This window comes from Aquabacterium sp. A7-Y (assembly GCF_026153205.1).
Taxonomy (GTDB): domain Bacteria; phylum Pseudomonadota; class Gammaproteobacteria; order Burkholderiales; family Burkholderiaceae_C; genus Caldimonas.
Genome location: NZ_JAPFBW010000021.1, coordinates 25,653 through 41,697 on the forward strand (window position 1 = coordinate 25,653; position 16,045 = coordinate 41,697).

At 69.5% G+C, this 16,045-nt stretch carries 16 protein-coding genes; 14 read left to right on the forward strand and 2 right to left on the reverse strand.

Going from position 1 to position 16,045, the window contains the following annotated elements; genetic code table 11:
• Positions 1-134 precede the first annotated feature (134 nt).
• Complete coding sequence (gene coq7, locus OOT46_RS18735) at positions 135-782, forward strand: 2-polyprenyl-3-methyl-6-methoxy-1,4-benzoquinone monooxygenase (RefSeq protein ID WP_265405148.1); 648 nt, start codon at positions 135-137, stop codon at positions 780-782.
• 44 nt (positions 783-826) lie between these two features.
• Here the strand turns inward: coq7 and OOT46_RS18740 are convergent, their stop codons facing one another.
• Positions 827-1,249 carry an OsmC family protein gene (locus OOT46_RS18740; protein ID WP_265405149.1) on the reverse strand — a complete coding sequence of 141 codons (423 nt, stop codon included), beginning with the start codon at positions 1,247-1,249 and terminating at the stop codon, positions 827-829.
• Positions 1,250-1,597: 348 nt separating this feature from the next.
• Here OOT46_RS18740 and ilvA point away from each other — a divergent pair, with 348 nt between their 5' ends.
• Entirely contained in the window at positions 1,598-3,199 is a 1,602-nt protein-coding gene (gene ilvA, locus OOT46_RS18745) for a threonine ammonia-lyase, biosynthetic (RefSeq protein ID WP_265405150.1), read from the forward strand.
• 190 nt (positions 3,200-3,389) lie between these two features.
• Positions 3,390-4,433 (forward strand): nicotinate-nucleotide--dimethylbenzimidazole phosphoribosyltransferase, encoded by a 1,044-nt coding sequence (locus OOT46_RS18750; RefSeq protein ID WP_265405151.1) that lies wholly within the window; start codon positions 3,390-3,392, stop codon positions 4,431-4,433.
• Positions 4,434-4,455: 22 nt separating this feature from the next.
• On the opposite strand, the gene OOT46_RS18755 is transcribed toward OOT46_RS18750, so the two are convergent.
• Positions 4,456-4,992, reverse strand: coding sequence for a hypothetical protein (locus tag OOT46_RS18755; RefSeq protein WP_265405152.1), 537 nt, complete (start codon positions 4,990-4,992; stop codon positions 4,456-4,458).
• Positions 4,993-5,123: 131 nt separating this feature from the next.
• On the opposite strand from OOT46_RS18755, the gene gspG reads away from it, so the two are divergent.
• From gspG to gspF, 11 genes are all read left to right on the forward strand, one after another.
• Complete coding sequence (gene gspG / locus OOT46_RS18760) at positions 5,124-5,576, forward strand: type II secretion system major pseudopilin GspG (protein ID WP_265405153.1); 453 nt, start codon at positions 5,124-5,126, stop codon at positions 5,574-5,576.
• 19 nt (positions 5,577-5,595) lie between these two features.
• The gene (locus tag OOT46_RS18765) at positions 5,596-6,054 is read left to right on the forward strand and encodes a prepilin-type N-terminal cleavage/methylation domain-containing protein (RefSeq protein ID WP_265405154.1); all 459 of its coding nucleotides are present in this window, start codon (positions 5,596-5,598) and stop codon (positions 6,052-6,054) included.
• Positions 6,051-6,449, forward strand: coding sequence for a type II secretion system minor pseudopilin GspI (gene gspI, locus OOT46_RS18770; RefSeq protein ID WP_265405155.1), 399 nt, complete (start codon positions 6,051-6,053; stop codon positions 6,447-6,449). The genes OOT46_RS18765 and gspI overlap by 4 nt, the downstream gene beginning before the upstream one ends.
• The gene (locus tag OOT46_RS18775) at positions 6,446-7,132 is read left to right on the forward strand and encodes a PulJ/GspJ family protein (RefSeq protein ID WP_265405156.1); all 687 of its coding nucleotides are present in this window, start codon (positions 6,446-6,448) and stop codon (positions 7,130-7,132) included. Before gspI ends, OOT46_RS18775 begins: the two co-directional genes overlap by 4 nt.
• An 8-nt stretch (positions 7,133-7,140) precedes the next feature.
• On the forward strand, positions 7,141-8,139 hold the full coding sequence (gene gspK / locus OOT46_RS18780) for a type II secretion system minor pseudopilin GspK (protein WP_265405157.1): 999 nt from the start codon (positions 7,141-7,143) through the stop codon (positions 8,137-8,139).
• 97 nt (positions 8,140-8,236) lie between these two features.
• Positions 8,237-9,484: a type II secretion system protein GspL gene (gene gspL, locus OOT46_RS18785; protein WP_265405158.1), complete on the forward strand. Its 1,248-nt coding sequence runs from the start codon at positions 8,237-8,239 to the stop codon at positions 9,482-9,484.
• On the forward strand, positions 9,481-9,984 hold the full coding sequence (gene gspM / locus OOT46_RS18790) for a type II secretion system protein GspM (protein ID WP_265405159.1): 504 nt from the start codon (positions 9,481-9,483) through the stop codon (positions 9,982-9,984). The genes gspL and gspM overlap by 4 nt, the downstream gene beginning before the upstream one ends.
• Entirely contained in the window at positions 9,981-10,844 is an 864-nt protein-coding gene (gspN, locus tag OOT46_RS18795) for a type II secretion system protein N (RefSeq protein WP_265405160.1), read from the forward strand. The genes gspM and gspN overlap by 4 nt, the downstream gene beginning before the upstream one ends.
• Before the next feature lie 2 nt (positions 10,845-10,846).
• Positions 10,847-13,165: a type II secretion system secretin GspD gene (gene gspD / locus OOT46_RS18800; RefSeq protein ID WP_265405161.1), complete on the forward strand. Its 2,319-nt coding sequence runs from the start codon at positions 10,847-10,849 to the stop codon at positions 13,163-13,165.
• A 15-nt stretch (positions 13,166-13,180) separates the two neighbouring features.
• Positions 13,181-14,602, forward strand: coding sequence for a type II secretion system ATPase GspE (gspE, locus tag OOT46_RS18805; RefSeq protein WP_265405162.1), 1,422 nt, complete (start codon positions 13,181-13,183; stop codon positions 14,600-14,602).
• Between the two features lie 31 nt (positions 14,603-14,633).
• Positions 14,634-15,848, forward strand: coding sequence for a type II secretion system inner membrane protein GspF (gspF, locus tag OOT46_RS18810; RefSeq protein WP_265405163.1), 1,215 nt, complete (start codon positions 14,634-14,636; stop codon positions 15,846-15,848).
• Positions 15,849-16,045 lie beyond the last annotated feature (197 nt).

Here is a 16,045-nt window from a genome sequence, read left to right on the forward strand (position 1 = left end):
AAGCAGTCCCCTTGTTGCCAATTCGCAACGAGACGTTCGAACCTTGCCAAGAGCTGCCACGGGTCAATGACCCGGTCAACCGATCGGCGTAGCGAGTTATCCTGATTGCCTGAACCATCTTCCGTGCTTCGACCATGAGCCCTTCCGCCCTCGACGTGATCCTCGGGACGGCCGACAAGGCCTTGCGTACCGTCTTCGGCAGCCACCACGCCTCGCGTCCCCGGCCCCTGCCCGGCACCCCGCACGACGCACCGGAGGCGCCGCTCAGCGATGCCGAGCGGCGCCTGGCCGGCGCCTTGATGCGGGTGAATCACGTCGGTGAAGTCTGCGCCCAGGCGCTTTACACCGGGCAGGCGCTGGTCACGCGCGATACGCAGCTCAAGGCCCACTTCGAGGCGGCCGCACGCGAGGAGACCGACCACCTGGCGTGGACCCGGCAGCGCCTGGACGAACTGGGGGACCGCGCCAGCCTGCTGAACCCGCTCTGGTATGCCGGGGCGCTGGGCATCGGCATCGCGGCCGGGCGCCTGGCCGGCGACCGGGTGAGCCTGGGTTTCGTGGTGGAGACGGAACGGCAGGTCGAGCGCCATCTCGACAGCCACCTGAAGCGCCTGCCCGAGCAAGACCGCGCCTCGCGCGCCATCGTCGAGCAGATGAAGGAAGACGAAGCGCGCCACGCCCGCGACGCCGAGCAGGCCGGCGCGGCCACCCTGCCGCTGCCGGTGCGGCTGCTGATGCGGGCTGCCGCCAAGGTGATGACGACGACCGCGCACTACCTCTGAGCGCCGGCGCCCGCGAGGCACCGCACCGACGTCGAGCAGCGCGCTCAGGCCTCGACAATCTCGAAGCTGGTCGTGATCTCGGCCGTCTTGCCCAGCATGATGCTCGCCGAGCAGTACTTGTCGTGCGACATCTGGATGGCACGCTGCACCGCCGCCTCCGGCACCCCCTTGCCAGTCACGACGAAATGCATCTGGATGCGGGTGAACACCTTGGGGTCGACCTCGGCCCGGTCGGCCTTGATCTGCACCTGACAGCCGCGCACGTCGTGGCGGCCGCGCTTGAGGATGAGCACGACGTCATAGGCCGTGCAGCCCCCCGTGCCGGCCAGCACGGTCTCCATCGGGCGCGGCGCGAGGTCGCGGCCGCCGCCGTCGGGCGCCCCGTCCATCGTCAGGAGGTGGCCACTGCCGGTCTCCGCCGAAAACGCCATGCCGGAGGCCGGCAGCCAGTTCACTGTGCATTCCATGAATGTGCTTCTTGCAAGGTGTGGAGAAAGTCGCGATTTTGTGCGGCGCGGCGCCCGGTGCCCAGCGCGCTGCGCCTTGAAAAAACGTTCGAACGTGATTTTTTTATTGCACTGCACCATCGAACCACGTTAAACTCCCATTCATCTGATGTAAGGCCATTGTCGAACATCACACCGACTTCGTTCAGTTTGTCTCCTCCACCCTCCTCTTTTGGTGGATTCGGCCCAGCGCCTCACGGCTCTGGGCCTTTTTCTTTGTGCCGCGCACCGTCTGCGGCGGCGCCGTCCCGGCGCCCGGCCCCGCCAGGGGCTGGCGGTATGATCGGCGCCCCCGTTGGAGAAACCCAGATGGCCCGCGCCACGAACCGCTCTTCTGCCTCCCCCGCCCCCCGAAAAAAGGCCGTCCGGCCTGCCACACGCAGCACCGCCCGCCAGCTCAAGCCGGCCGATTATCTGCAGAAGATCCTGACCGCCAAGGTCTACGACGTGGCAATCGAGTCCCAACTCGAAGTCGCACGCAACCTCTCCAAGCGCGTCGGCAACCGCGTGCTGCTCAAGCGCGAGGACAACCAGCCGGTGTTCAGCTTCAAGCTGCGCGGCGCCTACAACAAGATGGCCCACCTGAGCCCGGCGCAACTGAAGCGCGGAGTCATCTGCGCCTCGGCCGGCAACCATGCCGCGGGCGTCGCGCTGGCTGCCAGCCGGCTCGGCTGCCGCGCGGTCATTGCCATGCCGGTGACCACCCCGCAACTGAAGATCGACGGCGTGCGCGCCCTCGGCGGCGAGGTGGTGCTGCACGGCGACAGCTATTCCGACACCTACCTGCACGCCCTGGAGCTGGAGAAGAAACACGGCCTCACCTTCGTGCACCCCTTCGACGACCCCGACGTGATCGCCGGCCAGGGCACCATCGCGATGGAGATCCTGCGCCAGCATCCCGACCCCATCGACGCGATCTTCGTGGCCATCGGCGGCGGCGGACTGATCTCCGGCGTGGCGAACTATGTCAAGGCGGTGCGGCCCGAGATCCGGATCATCGGCGTGCAGATGAACGACTCGGACGCGATGCTGCGCTCGGTGCGCGGCAAGAAGCGCGTGCAGCTCAACGACGTCGGCCTGTTCTCAGACGGCACGGCCGTCAAGCTGGTCGGCGAGGAGACCTTCCGCATCTCGCGCCAGCTGGTGGACGACTTCGTCGTGGTCGACACCGACGCGGTGTGTGCCGCGATCAAGGACGTCTTCGAGGACACCCGCAGCATCGTCGAGCCGGCCGGTGCGCTCGCGGTGGCCGCGATCAAGCAATACGCCGAGGAGCACCGCTGCAAGGACCAGACCTTCGTCGCCATCACCTGCGGCGCCAACATGAACTTCGACCGGCTGCGTTTCGTCGCCGAGCGCGCCGAAGTGGGCGAGGAGCGCGAGGCGGTCTTCGCCGTGACGATGCCGGAGGAACGTGGCAGCTTCAAGCGCTTCTGCGAGCTGCTGCAGCAGCGCAGCGTCACCGAGTTCAACTACCGCATCTCGGATGCCCGTGCCGCGCACGTGTTCGTGGGCCTGGCGACCGCCAACCGCGGCGAGTCGGCCAAGATCGCCGCACTGTTCAAGAAAAACGGCTTCGCGACCCTGGACCTGACGCACGATGAACTGGCCAAGCAGCACCTGCGCCACATGGTGGGCGGACGCAGCGAACTGGCACGCGACGAGCTCCTCTACCGGTTCATCTTCCCCGAGCGGCCGGGCGCGCTGATGAAGTTCCTCTCCAGCATGCACCCGAACTGGAACATCAGCCTGTTCCACTACCGCAACCAGGGCGCCGATTACGGCCGCATCCTGGTCGGCATCCAGGTCCCCAAGGGTGACAAGAAGGCCTTCCAGCAATTCCTCGACACGCTGGCCTACCCGTACGTCGAAGAAACCGACAACCCGGCCTACCGACTTTTCCTGCGCTAAAACCTGAGGATCTTGACAGCTCAAAAGCGGCGGCGCACGGGCCAGCGGCCTGAACGGCGCCTGCCGATCCTCAAACGGGCTGCGACGGCGCTTGCAGCGCGGCGCACCGGCTGAAACAATCGCGCTCCGGGGCAGCGCCGATCTGTGGGGGGCGGCGCGAGGCCTCGGCTGGTCCACCAGGGTCCGACCCATGTCGCTCAATCGCTCGCTGATCGCGCCGACGTTTCACGCGCCGCTCGAACAAGCTCTCAAACAAAAACTCGAGCGCCGCCAGGCCCTGGCCGGCAGTCTGGGGGAACTCGAGCCCCTGGCCGTGCGCCTCGGGCTCATCCGCAACACACTCAAGCCGCGCCTGCACGATCCGCAGCTGCTGATCTTCGCCGCCGACCACGGTCTTGCCGTGGACGGCATCACGACACCCAGCGGCGCCTCCACGCTGAGCCTGGTCAACGACCTGGCGGCGGGACGGCTGCCGGTCGCGGCCTTCGCGCGCATCCACGGGATGGGCTTCACGGTGGTCGACAGCGGCCTGGCCGTCGCGACGCCGCGCCACCCGGGCGTGCTGCCCCGCAAGATCGCGCACGCGACCCGCAACACCCGGGTCGGCCCGGCCATGAGTGTGGATCAGGCCCAGGCCGCGATCCGCGCCGGCATGGAGATCGCCGACGGTCTGCCCGGCAATGTCCTGGCCTGCGCCGGCCTCGGCGAAGGCAGCGAGGAAAGCGCTGCGCTGGTCATCTCCCGACTGGGGCAGTTGCCGGTGCGCGATCTGGTGATGAGCAGCCCGCAGATGAACCCCGATCTGCTGGCCCGCCTGATGGTGGTGCTCGAAGGCGCCCAGGGCCGCCACCGCAATGTCACCGACCCGGTCGAGATCCTTGCCGCGCTGGGTGGCTTCGAGATTGCGATGATGGCAGGTGCCATGCTGGTCGCGGCCGGCAAGCGCCACCTCATCATCGTTGACGGCCTGCCTGCCTGCGCAGCGCTGATGGTGGCCTCGCGCATTGCCGCGCCGGCCACCGACTACTGCGTCTACGCCCGCAGCCACAACCGCCAGGGACTCAGCTTCGCGCTGCAGCATCTGCGGGTCGGCCCGCTGCTGGAACTGGGCCTGGAAAGCGTGGACGGCGCGGGGGCTGCCTTGGCCTGGCCCCTGGTGCACAGCGCGGCGGCGCTGCTCAGCGAAGTCGCCGAAGGCGAGGAGCTCGAGGCCTCGCAGCCGGCGGCCCTGTAACACCGCGCTCGCGGCCCCGGGCTTACTGGGGCTGCTCGCCAGGCGGGGGCTGGGAGCCCTCGGGCGGCATGGAGTCCGCCGCGGCGGCACCCTGGTCCGGCGGGATGGCGGGCAGGTCGCCGGTCTGGGCCGGGGCCGGCGGGGGCAGCTCCAGCGTGAAGGAGCTGCCGCTTTCGCCGCGGCCGATGGTCGCGGCGCGCAGGCTGAGCGACTGCACGGTCAGGTCGCCTTCGATGCGTCCGCCGAGAGCGAAGGCCTTGGGCGGTTTGCCGTCGATCGACAGCAGCGCCACACCCGGGCCGGTGCTGCCGCTGCGTGGCGCCATGACACCAATCAGCTTGAACCGGGCGCTCTCGGGCGGCGGGGCGGCCTGCTCGGGCGCGCGCTCCGGCCCGCCGCCGAGCATGCGCGACACCGCCGCCGGGCTGCCCATCTGGGCGACCACCGGAGCGGCATGTGCCGGAACGCTCAACGGCTGCGCGCTCAGGCGCAGTGTCCAGAACACTGCGCCGCCTGCCACCAGCGCCCATACTACAAATGCAATCAGTCGGGAGACCATGGGGCGATTATGATTCAAGCCCCGCGGTTTCGAGCCAGGCCCTTGCACAGGTGCTTTGTCTCCGAATGCTTCACCGAAGACGAAAGAATGCATCGGCAGCGGGACCTCTTACAGCCAACAACCGAGTGACCATGATCCGCCTGCACACGCGTCGTCCCTCATCGCCCTCTTCGCCGCGCCAGCGCGGCTTCACGCTGATCGAACTGATGGTGGTGCTGGTCATCATCGGCATCCTGGGCGCGCTGATCGTGCCCAATGTGCTCGACCGCGCCAGCGATGCCCGGGTCACCGCCGCCCGCACCGACATCAACAACTTGATGCAGGCTCTCAAGCTCTACAAGCTCGACAACCAGCGCTACCCCACCAGCGAACAAGGCCTGCAGGCACTGATTGCCCGGCCCAGCGCAAGCCCGATCCCGCCGAATTGGAAACCCTATCTGGACAAGCTGCCCAACGATCCCTGGGGGCAGCCCTATCAGTATGTGAGTCCCGGGGTCAAAGGCGAGGTCGATGTGTTCAGCTACGGCGCCGACGGGCAGACCGGTGGTGAAGGCAACAACGCCGACGTCGGCTCCTGGCAGTAATCGGCGCCGGGACCACACGATGGCTCCCCGCGAGCGCGCCCGCGGCTTCACGCTGCTGGAGCTGCTGGTCGTGCTGGCCCTGTTCGCGATGGTGGTGTCGACCGTGAGCCTGGCGATACGCGACCCCTCGGCGACTCAGCTCGAGCGCGAAGCCGAACGACTGTCGGCACTGCTCGAATCAGCCCGCGCACAGGCGCGCGCACAAGGCCTGGCGGTGCGCTGGCAGACGGCGAAGATCCAGGACAACAGCGCCGGACAGGATTTTCAGTTCGTCGGCCTGCCCGATGCCGAAGCGCTGCCCACCCGCTGGCTCAACCCCGAGGTGCGCGCCGAGGTCATCGGTGCGCCCTTCCTGCAGCTCGGCCCCGATCCCATCATCGGCGCCCAGCGCCTCACCCTGCTGCTGGGCGACCGCCGCGTCACGCTGGCGACCGACGGTCTGCAACCTTTCACCATCGTCGCCGAGCCCGTCCAGTGAAGCCCCTGCCCCGACTCTCCCGGCCGCGCGGCCGCTGCAGCCGCGTGCGCGGCTTCACGCTCATCGAGGTGCTGGTGGCGCTGGCCATCGTGGCCATCGCCCTGGGCGCCGGGGCCAAGGCCGGCGGCGCGCTGACGCGCAATGCCGAACGCCTCACCGACATGATGGCGGCCCAGTGGTGCGCCGAGAACCAGATCAGCGGCATGATATTGGCCAAACAATGGCCTTCGGTCGGCGACGCGACCTTCGCCTGCGAGCAGGGCGGCCGCCAATACGGCGGGCAGCTGGTGGTGCGTCCGACCCCCAACCCCAATTTCCGGCGCGTCGATGCGCGCATCCTCACCGAGACCGGCGAACCGCTGCTGGTGCTCTCGACCATCCTGGGGCGCCGATGAACCCGCAGCGCAGATCGAAAAGCGCCCGCTCCACCCGCCGCGGCTTCACGCTGATCGAGGTGCTGGTCACCATCACCATCCTCGCCGTGCTCGCCGGCATGGCGTGGCGCGGCGTCGACAGCCTGGTGCGCACCAAGACGATCAGCGAGGAGCGACTGGACCACGTGCTGCGGCTCAACACCGTGCTGGCGCAGTGGGAGGCCGACCTCACCACCCTGCACGACACCGACCAGGTACCGGCCATCGAGTTCGATGGTGCTTCGCTGCGCCTGACCCGGCGCACCGAGGACGGGGTGCAGATGGTGGTGTGGACGCTGCGCGACGGCAGCTGGAACCGCTGGGCCGCCAAGCCGGTGGTGCGCCGGGCCGAGCTGCAGGAGCAGTGGATGCGTTCGCAGCAACTGCTCGGCAACGAGGCCGGCACCGTGCGCGCGCTCCCGGGCGTGTTGCAGTGGCAGGTCTATTTCTGGCGCAACAACGCCTGGACCAACCCGCAGTCCACCGGCGACGCCGAGAACCCGGCCGGCGCCCCGGGCGCCCCCCCGGGAAGCGGTGGCAAACCCGTTTCGGCGGTGGCCCAGCAACTGCCCCAGGGTGTGCGGCTGGTACTGACCGCCGCCCCCGATTCCGGGCTCAACGGCAGCTACACGCGCGACACGGTCTTGCGCGTGCGCTCGGAGTGACCGATACGATGCCCGCCCTCCGACCCGCTCAACGGGGCGCTGCCCTGCTCACGGCCATGATCATCGTGACCCTGGTTGCCACCCTGGCCAGCGCGATGTACTGGCGGCAATGGCGCTCGGTACAGATCGAAGTGGCCGAGCGGGCCCGATCGCAGTCGGCCTGGATCCTGACCGGCGCGCTGTCCTGGTCGCGCCTGATCCTGGCCGAGGACGCCCGCACAGGCGGCCCGGACCACCTCTCCGAACCCTGGGCGATCCCGCTCGCCGAGGCCCGCCTCTCGACCTTCCTCGCGGCCGACAACGCGAACGCCGAGGACGGGCCCGAGGCCTTCCTGGCCGGGCAGATCACCGACGCGCAAGCCCGTTTCAACCTGCGCAACCTGGTGCAGGCCGACGGCCAGCTGTCGGAGCCCAACGTCAAGGTCCTGCAACGCCTGTGCGAGCAACTCAACATCGACTCCAGCGTGCCGCAGGCGCTGGCCAATGCCCTGCGGCTGGCCTTGCCGGCATCCGCGGCTCCCGAGACACCCGGTGCTCCCGGGCCGGCCGACGGCACCGCGGGCCAGGATGCCCCCCTGCTGCCGCCCACGGTCGAGCAGTTGCACTGGCTGGGCATCGATGTACAGAGCTCGAAACGGTTGGCGCCGTATGTGACCTTGCTGCCCAAGATCACCAAGGTGAACCTCAACACGGCGCCCCGGGAAGTGCTCGCCGCCGTGCTGGGCGATCCGGCCAGCGCCGACCGCGTGATGCAGGTCCGCCAGCGCACCCCCTTCAAGAACGTGGAGGACGCCATCAATCAACTGGGCCAAGGCAGCCCGGCGGCCGGCGGGAACCTCGGGGACCGCGTCAGCATCTCGTCCGAATTCTTCGAGGTCCGGGGCCGCATGCGCATCGAACAGAAGGTGGTCGAGGAGCGCTCCGTGGTCGAACGCCGAGGCAACAACGTCGCCGTTGTCCAGCGCGAAAGGGCCAGTTTTACCTCGGGCAACCCCCTTACACCTTGATGCATGGTCAACCATCCCATCACCGCTAAAGCGGGTGTTTCCTGAGCGCTGATCACACTTCGCTTCATACAATCGCCCATCCTTATATGCAGGCTGCATGAGCGTCCTTCTCATCCTCTTCGCGCCCCGCCCTCATCTGGGCCCCCGTGCTGCTCCCGGAGCAGACGGTGGCCTGCGCACGCCTGCCGAGTTCGACTACGTGCTGAGCAAGGACGGTGCCCAGGTCCACGCCCAGGGGCGCTGCGGCCCGGCCCTGCTGCCCAAGGCCGACAGCGTCGTCGCCGTGTTGCCCGCCAGCGACCTGGCCTGGCACCGGCTCACCATCCCCAAGGCGCCGGCAGGCAAGCTGCGTGCCGCACTCGCCGGCCTGCTCGAAGACGCGCTGCTCGAAGACAGCGAGGACGTGCACTACGCGATCGCGCCCCAGGCCCAGCCGGGCCAGGAAGGCTGGGTCGCGGTCACGCAGCGCGCCTGGCTGCGCCTGCAGATCGACACGCTGGAGAGTGCCAACGTTTTTATCGACCGCATCGTGCCCCAGGCCGAGCCGGCCGATCCGCCGCGCGGTCACTTTGAACACGATCCTGCCGCCGAGGAGAGCCGCGCACTGCGCTTGATCTGGGCCCGTCCCGACGGGGTGATGGTCCTGCATCCGGGCGGCACGCTGGCGCGCACTTGGCTGCCGCAGCCTGCGCCGCAGGGCATGCGCTGGTCGGCCGAGCCGGGCGCCGCCGAGGCCGCCGAGCACTGGCTGGGTCAGCCGGTGGCGGTGCTGCCGCGCGCCGACACGGCGCTGCGTGCGGCCGATTCGGCGTGGAACCTGCGCCAGTTCGACTTCGCCTTGCGCCACCGTGGCGTGCGCGCCTTGCGTGACACGCTGCGCCAGCTCGGCGGCCCCGAATGGCGCCCGATGCGCTGGGGCCTGATCGCGCTGGTGGTGGTCAACCTGATCGGCCTCAATGCCTGGGCCTGGCACCAGCGCAGTGCGGTCGACGAACGGCGTCAGGCCCAGCTCGACGTGCTGCGGCAAGCCTTCCCCCATGTCAGCGCGGTGCTCGACGCGCCGGTGCAGATGCAGCGCGAGGCCGAACAACTGCGCGCCAAGGCCGGCAAGCCGGGCGACACCGATCTGGAGCCCATGCTCCAGGCGGCCGCCAGCGCCTGGCCGGCCGACCGCGTGCTGGAAGGCCTGCGTTTCGAAACCGGCGTCCTGACGCTGTCGGTGCAGGGCTGGCGCGACGACGAGATCGAGACCTTCCGCGGCAGCCTGCAACCGGCCGGCTGGCGCGTCGAGCGCGACGGCAGCCGGCTCACCCTGCGCCGCAACCCCGCCGGAGGAGGCGCATGAAGCTCCAGGCCGACAAGCTGCAGGAACTGCGCAAGCAACTGAGCACGCGCTGGGCCGCGATGGACCTGCGCGAGCGCCGCCTGGTGATGGCGGCAGCCGCACTGGTGGCGCTGGCCTTGCTGTGGTGGGTGGGCCTGGCGCCGGCGCTGCGCACCTTGCGCGAGACGCCGGCCCGGCTGGCCGCCTTGGACCAGCAGCTCTTGCAGATGCGCGCGCTGGCCGCCGAGAGCCGCGCCCTGAAGGACCTGCCCAGCGTCGGCGCAACGCAGGCCAGCACGGCGCTGCAAGCCTCGGTCGCCCGCTTCGAAGGCAAGATCAAGCTCAGCCTGCAGGGCGAGCGCGCCACGCTGACGCTGACCGGTGTCAAGGGCGACCCGCTGTGGGCCCTGCTCAACGAAATCCGCAACACGGCCCGTGCCCGCCCCGTCGATGCCCAGCTGACGCACGGCGCGGAAGGCTACAGCGGCACGCTGGTGTTGAGCCTGCCGTCCGGGTCATGAAACTGCGCACCTCCCTGATCAAACCCAGGGCGCCTTCCCTGCGCGCCGCCCCCGCCCGCTCGATGCGCGCCGCGGCGGCCGCGGCGCGTCGCTGGGGCTGGCTCGGCGGGCTGCTCGGGGCAATGGTCGCCGTGGTCGCCTGTGCGCCGGCCAGCTGGCTGGCCGGCGCGGTGGCCCAGGGGACCGGGCAGCGCGTGCTGCTGGCCGAGGCGCAAGGCACGGTCTGGGCCGGCAGCGCGATGCTGATCCTCACCGGCGGCAGCGGCAGCCAGGACGCCGCGACGCTGCCGGGCCGCGTCGCCTGGGACCTGGGGCTCGCCGGTCGGGCCTTGCAATTGAACTTGCGGCAGGATTGTTGCCTCAATGGCACAGTGTCGCTGCAGATCCGGCCCGGGCTGGGTCGAACGGAGGTCAAATTGCTGCCACAGGGCGGCTGGGTCGGGCAGTGGCCGAGTGGCCTGCTGAGTGGACTGGGCACCCCCTGGAACACACTGAGGCTGGGCGGCGCGATCCGCTTCAGCGCCCCCGAAGGACTGACGCTGCAGCAGGCCGCAGGCCGCTGGCAGATGCAAGGCAGTGCGGACATCGAGGTACTCAACGCCTCGTCGCCGCTGACCACGCTGGAGCAGTTGGGCAGCTACCGGCTGCGGCTGTCCAGCAATCCCGAAGGACAGGTGCAGACGCAGTTGAGCACGAGCGAAGGCGCCCTGCAGTTGACGGGCGAGGGCATGGTGGGGCCGAAGGGCCTGCGTTTCCGCGGTGAAGCACGCGCAAGCGAAGGCAACGAAGCCGCCCTGAACAACCTGTTGAACATCATCGGGCGGCGCGACGGCGAGCGCTCGGTCATCTCGATCGGATAAGCATGAAGGTGAAGTCGCAGGGCCGGATGGGTTCCAAAGCGCTGTGTACGGCGGTCTCGGCCGCGGTCCTGGTCATGAGCCTGCCCGCCGCGCTGGCGCAGCAGGCCCCGGTGGAGCGCGCTGACGCGCCGGTCTCCAACCAGGTGACGCTGAATTTCGTCAACGCCGACATCGAAGGCGTCGCGCGCGCGATGGGAGTGATCCTGAAGCGCCAGTTTGTGGTCGACCCGCGGGTCAAGGGCACCATGACGCTCTACAGCGAGCAGCCCATGACCCGGGCCGACGCCTACCTGAGCTTCCTGGCCGCGCTGCGCGGTCTGGGTTTCGCGCTGGTGCAGGTCGACGGCCTCTACAAGATCGTGCCCGAGGCCGACGCCAAGCTGCAGACCGGCAGCGTCTCGGCCGGCGCCGTGACGCCGCAGCGCGGCGACCAGGTGATCACGCAGATCTTCCGCATCAACTACGAGAACGCCAACAACCTCGTGACGGTGTTGCGCCCGCTGATCAGCCCCAACAACACCATCAACGTCAACGCCGGCAACAACTCGCTGGTCATCACCGACTACGCCGACAACCTGCGCCGGCTGGCCAAGATCATCGCCGCCCTCGACATCCCCGGCAGCACCGACGTCGAGGTGATCCCCCTGCAGCATGCTGTCGTGACCGACCTGCTGCCCGTCGTGCAGCGACTGGCGGACCAGGCCGGCGGGGGCGTTCCCGGCCTGCCGCCCGGAGCACCGGTGGGCCAGGGCGGCGCCAGCGGCGGCGGCTCGATCATGGCGGACGCGCGCACCAACTCGCTGCTCGTCAAGGCCCCGAACCCGGCCCGGATGAACGCGATCAAGTCGCTGGTGGCGCGCCTGGATCGGCCCGGCGCCAACGGGGCGGCCGGCAGCGGCATCCACGTGGTCTACCTGAAAAATGCCGACGCGGTGCGCCTCGCCCAGGTGCTGCGCGCGGCCTTCGCGAGCCAGGCACAGGCGGCCCAGCAGGCCGCCGGCGGCACCGGCGCCGGCAATGTCGGCGGGCTCGGCAACATCCAGGGCGGCGGCAACCAGCCCGGCAATCTGCAGAACAGTTATGCCGGCGCGCTGGGCGGCGGCAACGGCACCAGCGGCGTCTCGCCGCAGGCGGCCTCGCCGGTCAACGCCGCGGCCCAGCCCTCGACAGGCGGCTTCATCCAGGCCGACCCGGCCAGCAACTCGCTGATCATCACCGCCGCCGAGCCGCTCTACCGGCAGCTGCGTGCCGTGATCGAGCAGCTCGACTCGCGCCGGGCCCAGGTTTATGTCGAGACCATGATCGTCGAGGTCAATGCCACCAAGATGGCCGAGGCGGGCTTCCAGTGGCAGGGCCTGCTGGGCAAGGACGGCGACAAGTACGGACTGGTCGGGGGCACCAACTTCGGCGGCGGCGGCAACAACATCATCAACCTGTCGCTGGCGGCCGCGGGTCGAAGCACCGGCACCGAGGGCGGCCCGCCCGTCCCCGGGGGAGGCCTGAACGTCGGCCTGATCAAGAAGTTCGGCAACGTCTACAACCTGGCGGCGCTGGCGCGTTTCCTCGAAACCAACGTCGGCGGCAACGTCCTGTCCACGCCCAACCTGGTGACCCTGGACAACGAGGAAGCCAAGATCACCGTGGGTCAGAACGTGCCGTTCGTGACCGGCCAGTACACCAACACCGGCACCGGCACGACCAGCCCCTTCCAGACCATCGAGCGCAAGGACGTGGGCATCACCTTGCGCGTCAAGCCGCAGATCGGCGAGAACGGCACGGTGCGCATGCAGATCTACCAGGAGGTCTCGAGCGTCCAGGACAGCTCGGCCTCCGGCATCATCACCAACAAGCGCGCGGTCGAGTCCAACGTGGTGGTCGACGATGGCGCCATCGTGGTCCTTGGCGGCCTCATCGAGGACAAGTTCGAGGACAACCGCGACAAGGTGCCTCTGCTGGGTGACGCACCGGTGATCGGCGGGCTGTTCCGAAGTGAGCGCCGCAAGCGCGAAAAGACCAACCTGATGATCTTCCTGCGTCCCATCGTGATGCGCGACCAGGATGCCCTGAACCGCATGTCGATGGACCGCTACGACATCATCCGCGCGCAGCAGAAGGACAACCAGCCCGAACACCGCGTGCTGATCCCCGTCAACGAGGCACCGGTGCTGCCCGCGCTGGGCAGGCCCCAAGCGCCCGACGCCGCGACGGCGCCGAAGCCGCCCGCGACTCCGGCGACCCCTGCACCTGCGCCGACGCAGCCCATCGCCCCGGGCCCCGCCACCCCGGCAGCGCCGAGCGCGCCCGCCGCCCCGGTGAACTGAGCAGGAGGCCGCAGCATGGGCGCCCGCCATCCCCTGCCTTACGCCTTCGCGAAAGCCCACACCGTCCTGCTCGAGGACGACGGCGAACGCCTGGTGCTGTGGGCCGACGAAAGCGTCTCGCCCCAGGCCATCTCGGAGGTGCTGCGGCACTTCGAGGTGCATGCCTTCGAACGCGAGGCCGCGGCCACCTTGTCGCAGCGCATCGCCGCTGCCTACGCCGGCGGCGAGTCGAGCGCGGCCGCGGTGGTCGGCGAGGTCGAGAGCGCGGTCGACCTGTCGCGCATGATGCAGGACCTGCCGGCCGTCGAGGACCTGCTGGAGGCCGCCAACGACGCGCCCATCATCCGCATGCTCAACGCCCTGCTGACGCAGGCGGCCAAGGACGGCGCGTCCGACATCCACATCGAGCCCTACGAGCGCAGCTCCTCGGTGCGCTTCCGCGTCGACGGCGGGCTGCGCGAGGTGGTGCAGCCCAACAAGGCCCTGCACGCCGCGCTGATCTCGCGCCTGAAGATCATGGCCGAGCTCGACATCTCGGAGAAGCGCCTGCCGCAGGACGGCCGCATCTCGCTGCGCATCGGCGGCCGCGCGATCGACGTGCGGGTTTCGACATTACCCTCGGCCCATGGCGAGCGTGCGGTGCTGCGTCTGCTCGACAAGGGCGAGACCAAGTTCACGCTCGAAGGCCTGGGCATGGGCGGCGACACCCTGGTGCGCTTCAACAAGCTGGTCAAGCAGCCTCACGGCATCGTGCTGGTCACCGGCCCCACCGGCTCCGGCAAGACCACCACGCTCTACGCCGGGCTGGGCCGCATCGACACCTCCACCACCAACATCCTGACGGTGGAGGACCCGGTCGAGTACGAGCTGCCCGGCATCGGCCAGACCCAGGTCAACGCCAAGATCGACCTGACCTTCGCCAAGGCCCTGCGCGCCATCCTGCGCCAGGACCCGGACGTCATCATGATCGGCGAAATCCGCGACTTCGAGACCGCGCAGATCGCCATCCAGGCCTCGCTGACCGGCCACCTGGTGCTCGCCACCCTGCACACCAACGATGCGCCCAGCGCGGTCACCCGCCTAACCGACATGGGGGTCGAGCCCTTCCTGCTGTCTTCCTCGCTGCTCGGCGTGCTGGCGCAGCGTCTGGTGCGCAAGCTCTGCATCGTCTGCAAGCGCCAGGACGCCAACGGTCGCTGGCACCCGGTGGGCTGCCCCGAATGCGGCAACACCGGCTACAAGGGCCGCACCGGCGTCTACGAGCTGATGGTGGCCGACGACAAGGTGCGCGCGCTGATCCACAGCCGCGCCGCCGAGTCGCAGCTGTTCGTCGCGGCCGAGCAGGCCGGCATGCGCACCATGCGCGAGGACGGCGAGCGCCTGGTGCGTGCCGGCCTCACCTCGCTCGAGGAAGTGCTGCGCGTGACACGCGACTGAGCCCCCGACCCGCTGACTCCGCCCGACATCCATGCCCGCCTACCGTTTTGAAGCGCTCGACGCCGCCGGCAACAGCAGCACCGGACTGATCGAAGCCGACAACGCCAAGGCCGCGCGCGCCCAGCTGCGCGCCCAGAAGCTGGTGCCGCTGGAGGTCCACGCGGTCGCCGCCGAGGCCGACAAGCCCGGCAACGTCAACCTGCGCCGCAAGGCCTTCAGCTCCACCGGCCTGGCGATCTGGACCCGTCAGCTCTCGGGCCTGGTCACCTCCGGCCTGCCGCTGGAGCGTGCCCTCACTGCGCTCGGCGACGAAGCCGAGGACGAGCGCCAGCGCGAACTGCTGGCCCACCTGCGCAGCGAGGTCAACGCCGGCTCCAGCTTCGCCAAGGCCCTGGGCAGCGCGCCGCGCGAGTTCGACGAGATCTACCGCGCGGTGGTCGCCGCCGGTGAACAGAGCGGCGGCCTGGGCCTGGTGCTGGAGAAGCTGGCCGACGACCTGGAGGAGCGCCAGGCGCTGCGCAGCAAGCTGATCGGCGCCGCGCTCTACCCGGCCATCGTCTCCCTGGTGGCCGTCGTGATCGTCATCTTCCTGGTGACCTATGTCGTGCCGCAGGTCGCCTCGGTGTTCTCCAGCAGCAAGCAGGCATTGCCCTTCCTGACCGTGGCGATGCTCGCCATCAGCGCCTTCGTGCGCCAGTGGGGCTGGCTGGTGGCGCTGCTGCTGGCCGCGGGCGGCGGCATGCTGTCGTGGTCGCTGCGCAACGAGGCCTTCCGCGAGCGTTTCGACGCGGCCTGGCTCACGCTGCCGCTGGTCGGGCGGCTGGCGCGCGGCTACAACGCGGCGCGTTTCGCCGGCACGCTGGCGATGCTGGCCGGCGCCGGCGTGCCCATCCTGAAGGCGCTGCAGGCCGCAGCCGAAACCCTCAACAACCGCGCCATGCGCGTCGACGCGCTGGACGCCCTGGTGCAGGTGCGGGAAGGCGCGCCGCTGGCCTCGGCACTGGCCGGGAAAAAGCGCTTCCCCGGTCTGATCGCGATGTTTTCGCGCCTGGGCGAGCAGACCGGGCGCCTGCCCCACATGCTCGGCCGCGCCGCCGACCAGCTCGGCCAGGAGGTGCAGCGTCGCGCGATGGCGCTGGCCACTATCCTCGAGCCGCTGCTCATCGTCGTGATGGGCCTGGTGGTGATGATGATCGTGCTGGCCGTGCTGATGCCCATCATCCAGCTCAACTCCTGGGTGCGCTGAGCGCCTGCCCCGCGAAGGCCAGCGCCGACGCGCCTTGTCGGCGACGGTCCGACACACGAAAAACCGGGCACAGGTCATGCTTAAGCCCTCGGTGACGGCGGCGGGCGGCCCAGCGCTTCCGGCCGGACGTCACGGTGCTGCAGCGGACGAGTGAACAGGCGGGGTTTTCCCCGTTTGTTCCCCGGCCCGCGGCAGGC

Bases quoted from the DNA above. Each gene is read 5' to 3' on its own strand.
- ilvA (WP_265405150.1), top strand. From the start codon at position 1,598: ATGGCCCGCGCCACGAACCGCTCTTCTGCCTCCCCCGCCCCCCGAAAA.
- gspE (WP_265405162.1), top strand. From the start codon at position 13,181: ATGGGCGCCCGCCATCCCCTGCCTTACGCCTTCGCGAAAGCCCACACC.
- gspF (WP_265405163.1), top strand. From the start codon at position 14,634: ATGCCCGCCTACCGTTTTGAAGCGCTCGACGCCGCCGGCAACAGCAGC.
- OOT46_RS18775 (WP_265405156.1), top strand. From the start codon at position 6,446: ATGAACCCGCAGCGCAGATCGAAAAGCGCCCGCTCCACCCGCCGCGGC.
- OOT46_RS18750 (WP_265405151.1), top strand. From the start codon at position 3,390: ATGTCGCTCAATCGCTCGCTGATCGCGCCGACGTTTCACGCGCCGCTC.
- gspK (WP_265405157.1), top strand. From the start codon at position 7,141: ATGCCCGCCCTCCGACCCGCTCAACGGGGCGCTGCCCTGCTCACGGCC.
- gspL (WP_265405158.1), top strand. From the start codon at position 8,237: ATGAGCGTCCTTCTCATCCTCTTCGCGCCCCGCCCTCATCTGGGCCCC.
- coq7 (WP_265405148.1), top strand. From the start codon at position 135: ATGAGCCCTTCCGCCCTCGACGTGATCCTCGGGACGGCCGACAAGGCC.
- gspG (WP_265405153.1), top strand. From the start codon at position 5,124: ATGATCCGCCTGCACACGCGTCGTCCCTCATCGCCCTCTTCGCCGCGC.
- OOT46_RS18740 (WP_265405149.1), bottom strand. From the start codon at position 1,249: ATGGAATGCACAGTGAACTGGCTGCCGGCCTCCGGCATGGCGTTTTCG.
- OOT46_RS18765 (WP_265405154.1), top strand. From the start codon at position 5,596: ATGGCTCCCCGCGAGCGCGCCCGCGGCTTCACGCTGCTGGAGCTGCTG.
- gspN (WP_265405160.1), top strand. From the start codon at position 9,981: ATGAAACTGCGCACCTCCCTGATCAAACCCAGGGCGCCTTCCCTGCGC.
- gspD (WP_265405161.1), top strand. From the start codon at position 10,847: ATGAAGGTGAAGTCGCAGGGCCGGATGGGTTCCAAAGCGCTGTGTACG.
- OOT46_RS18755 (WP_265405152.1), bottom strand. From the start codon at position 4,992: ATGGTCTCCCGACTGATTGCATTTGTAGTATGGGCGCTGGTGGCAGGC.
- gspM (WP_265405159.1), top strand. From the start codon at position 9,481: ATGAAGCTCCAGGCCGACAAGCTGCAGGAACTGCGCAAGCAACTGAGC.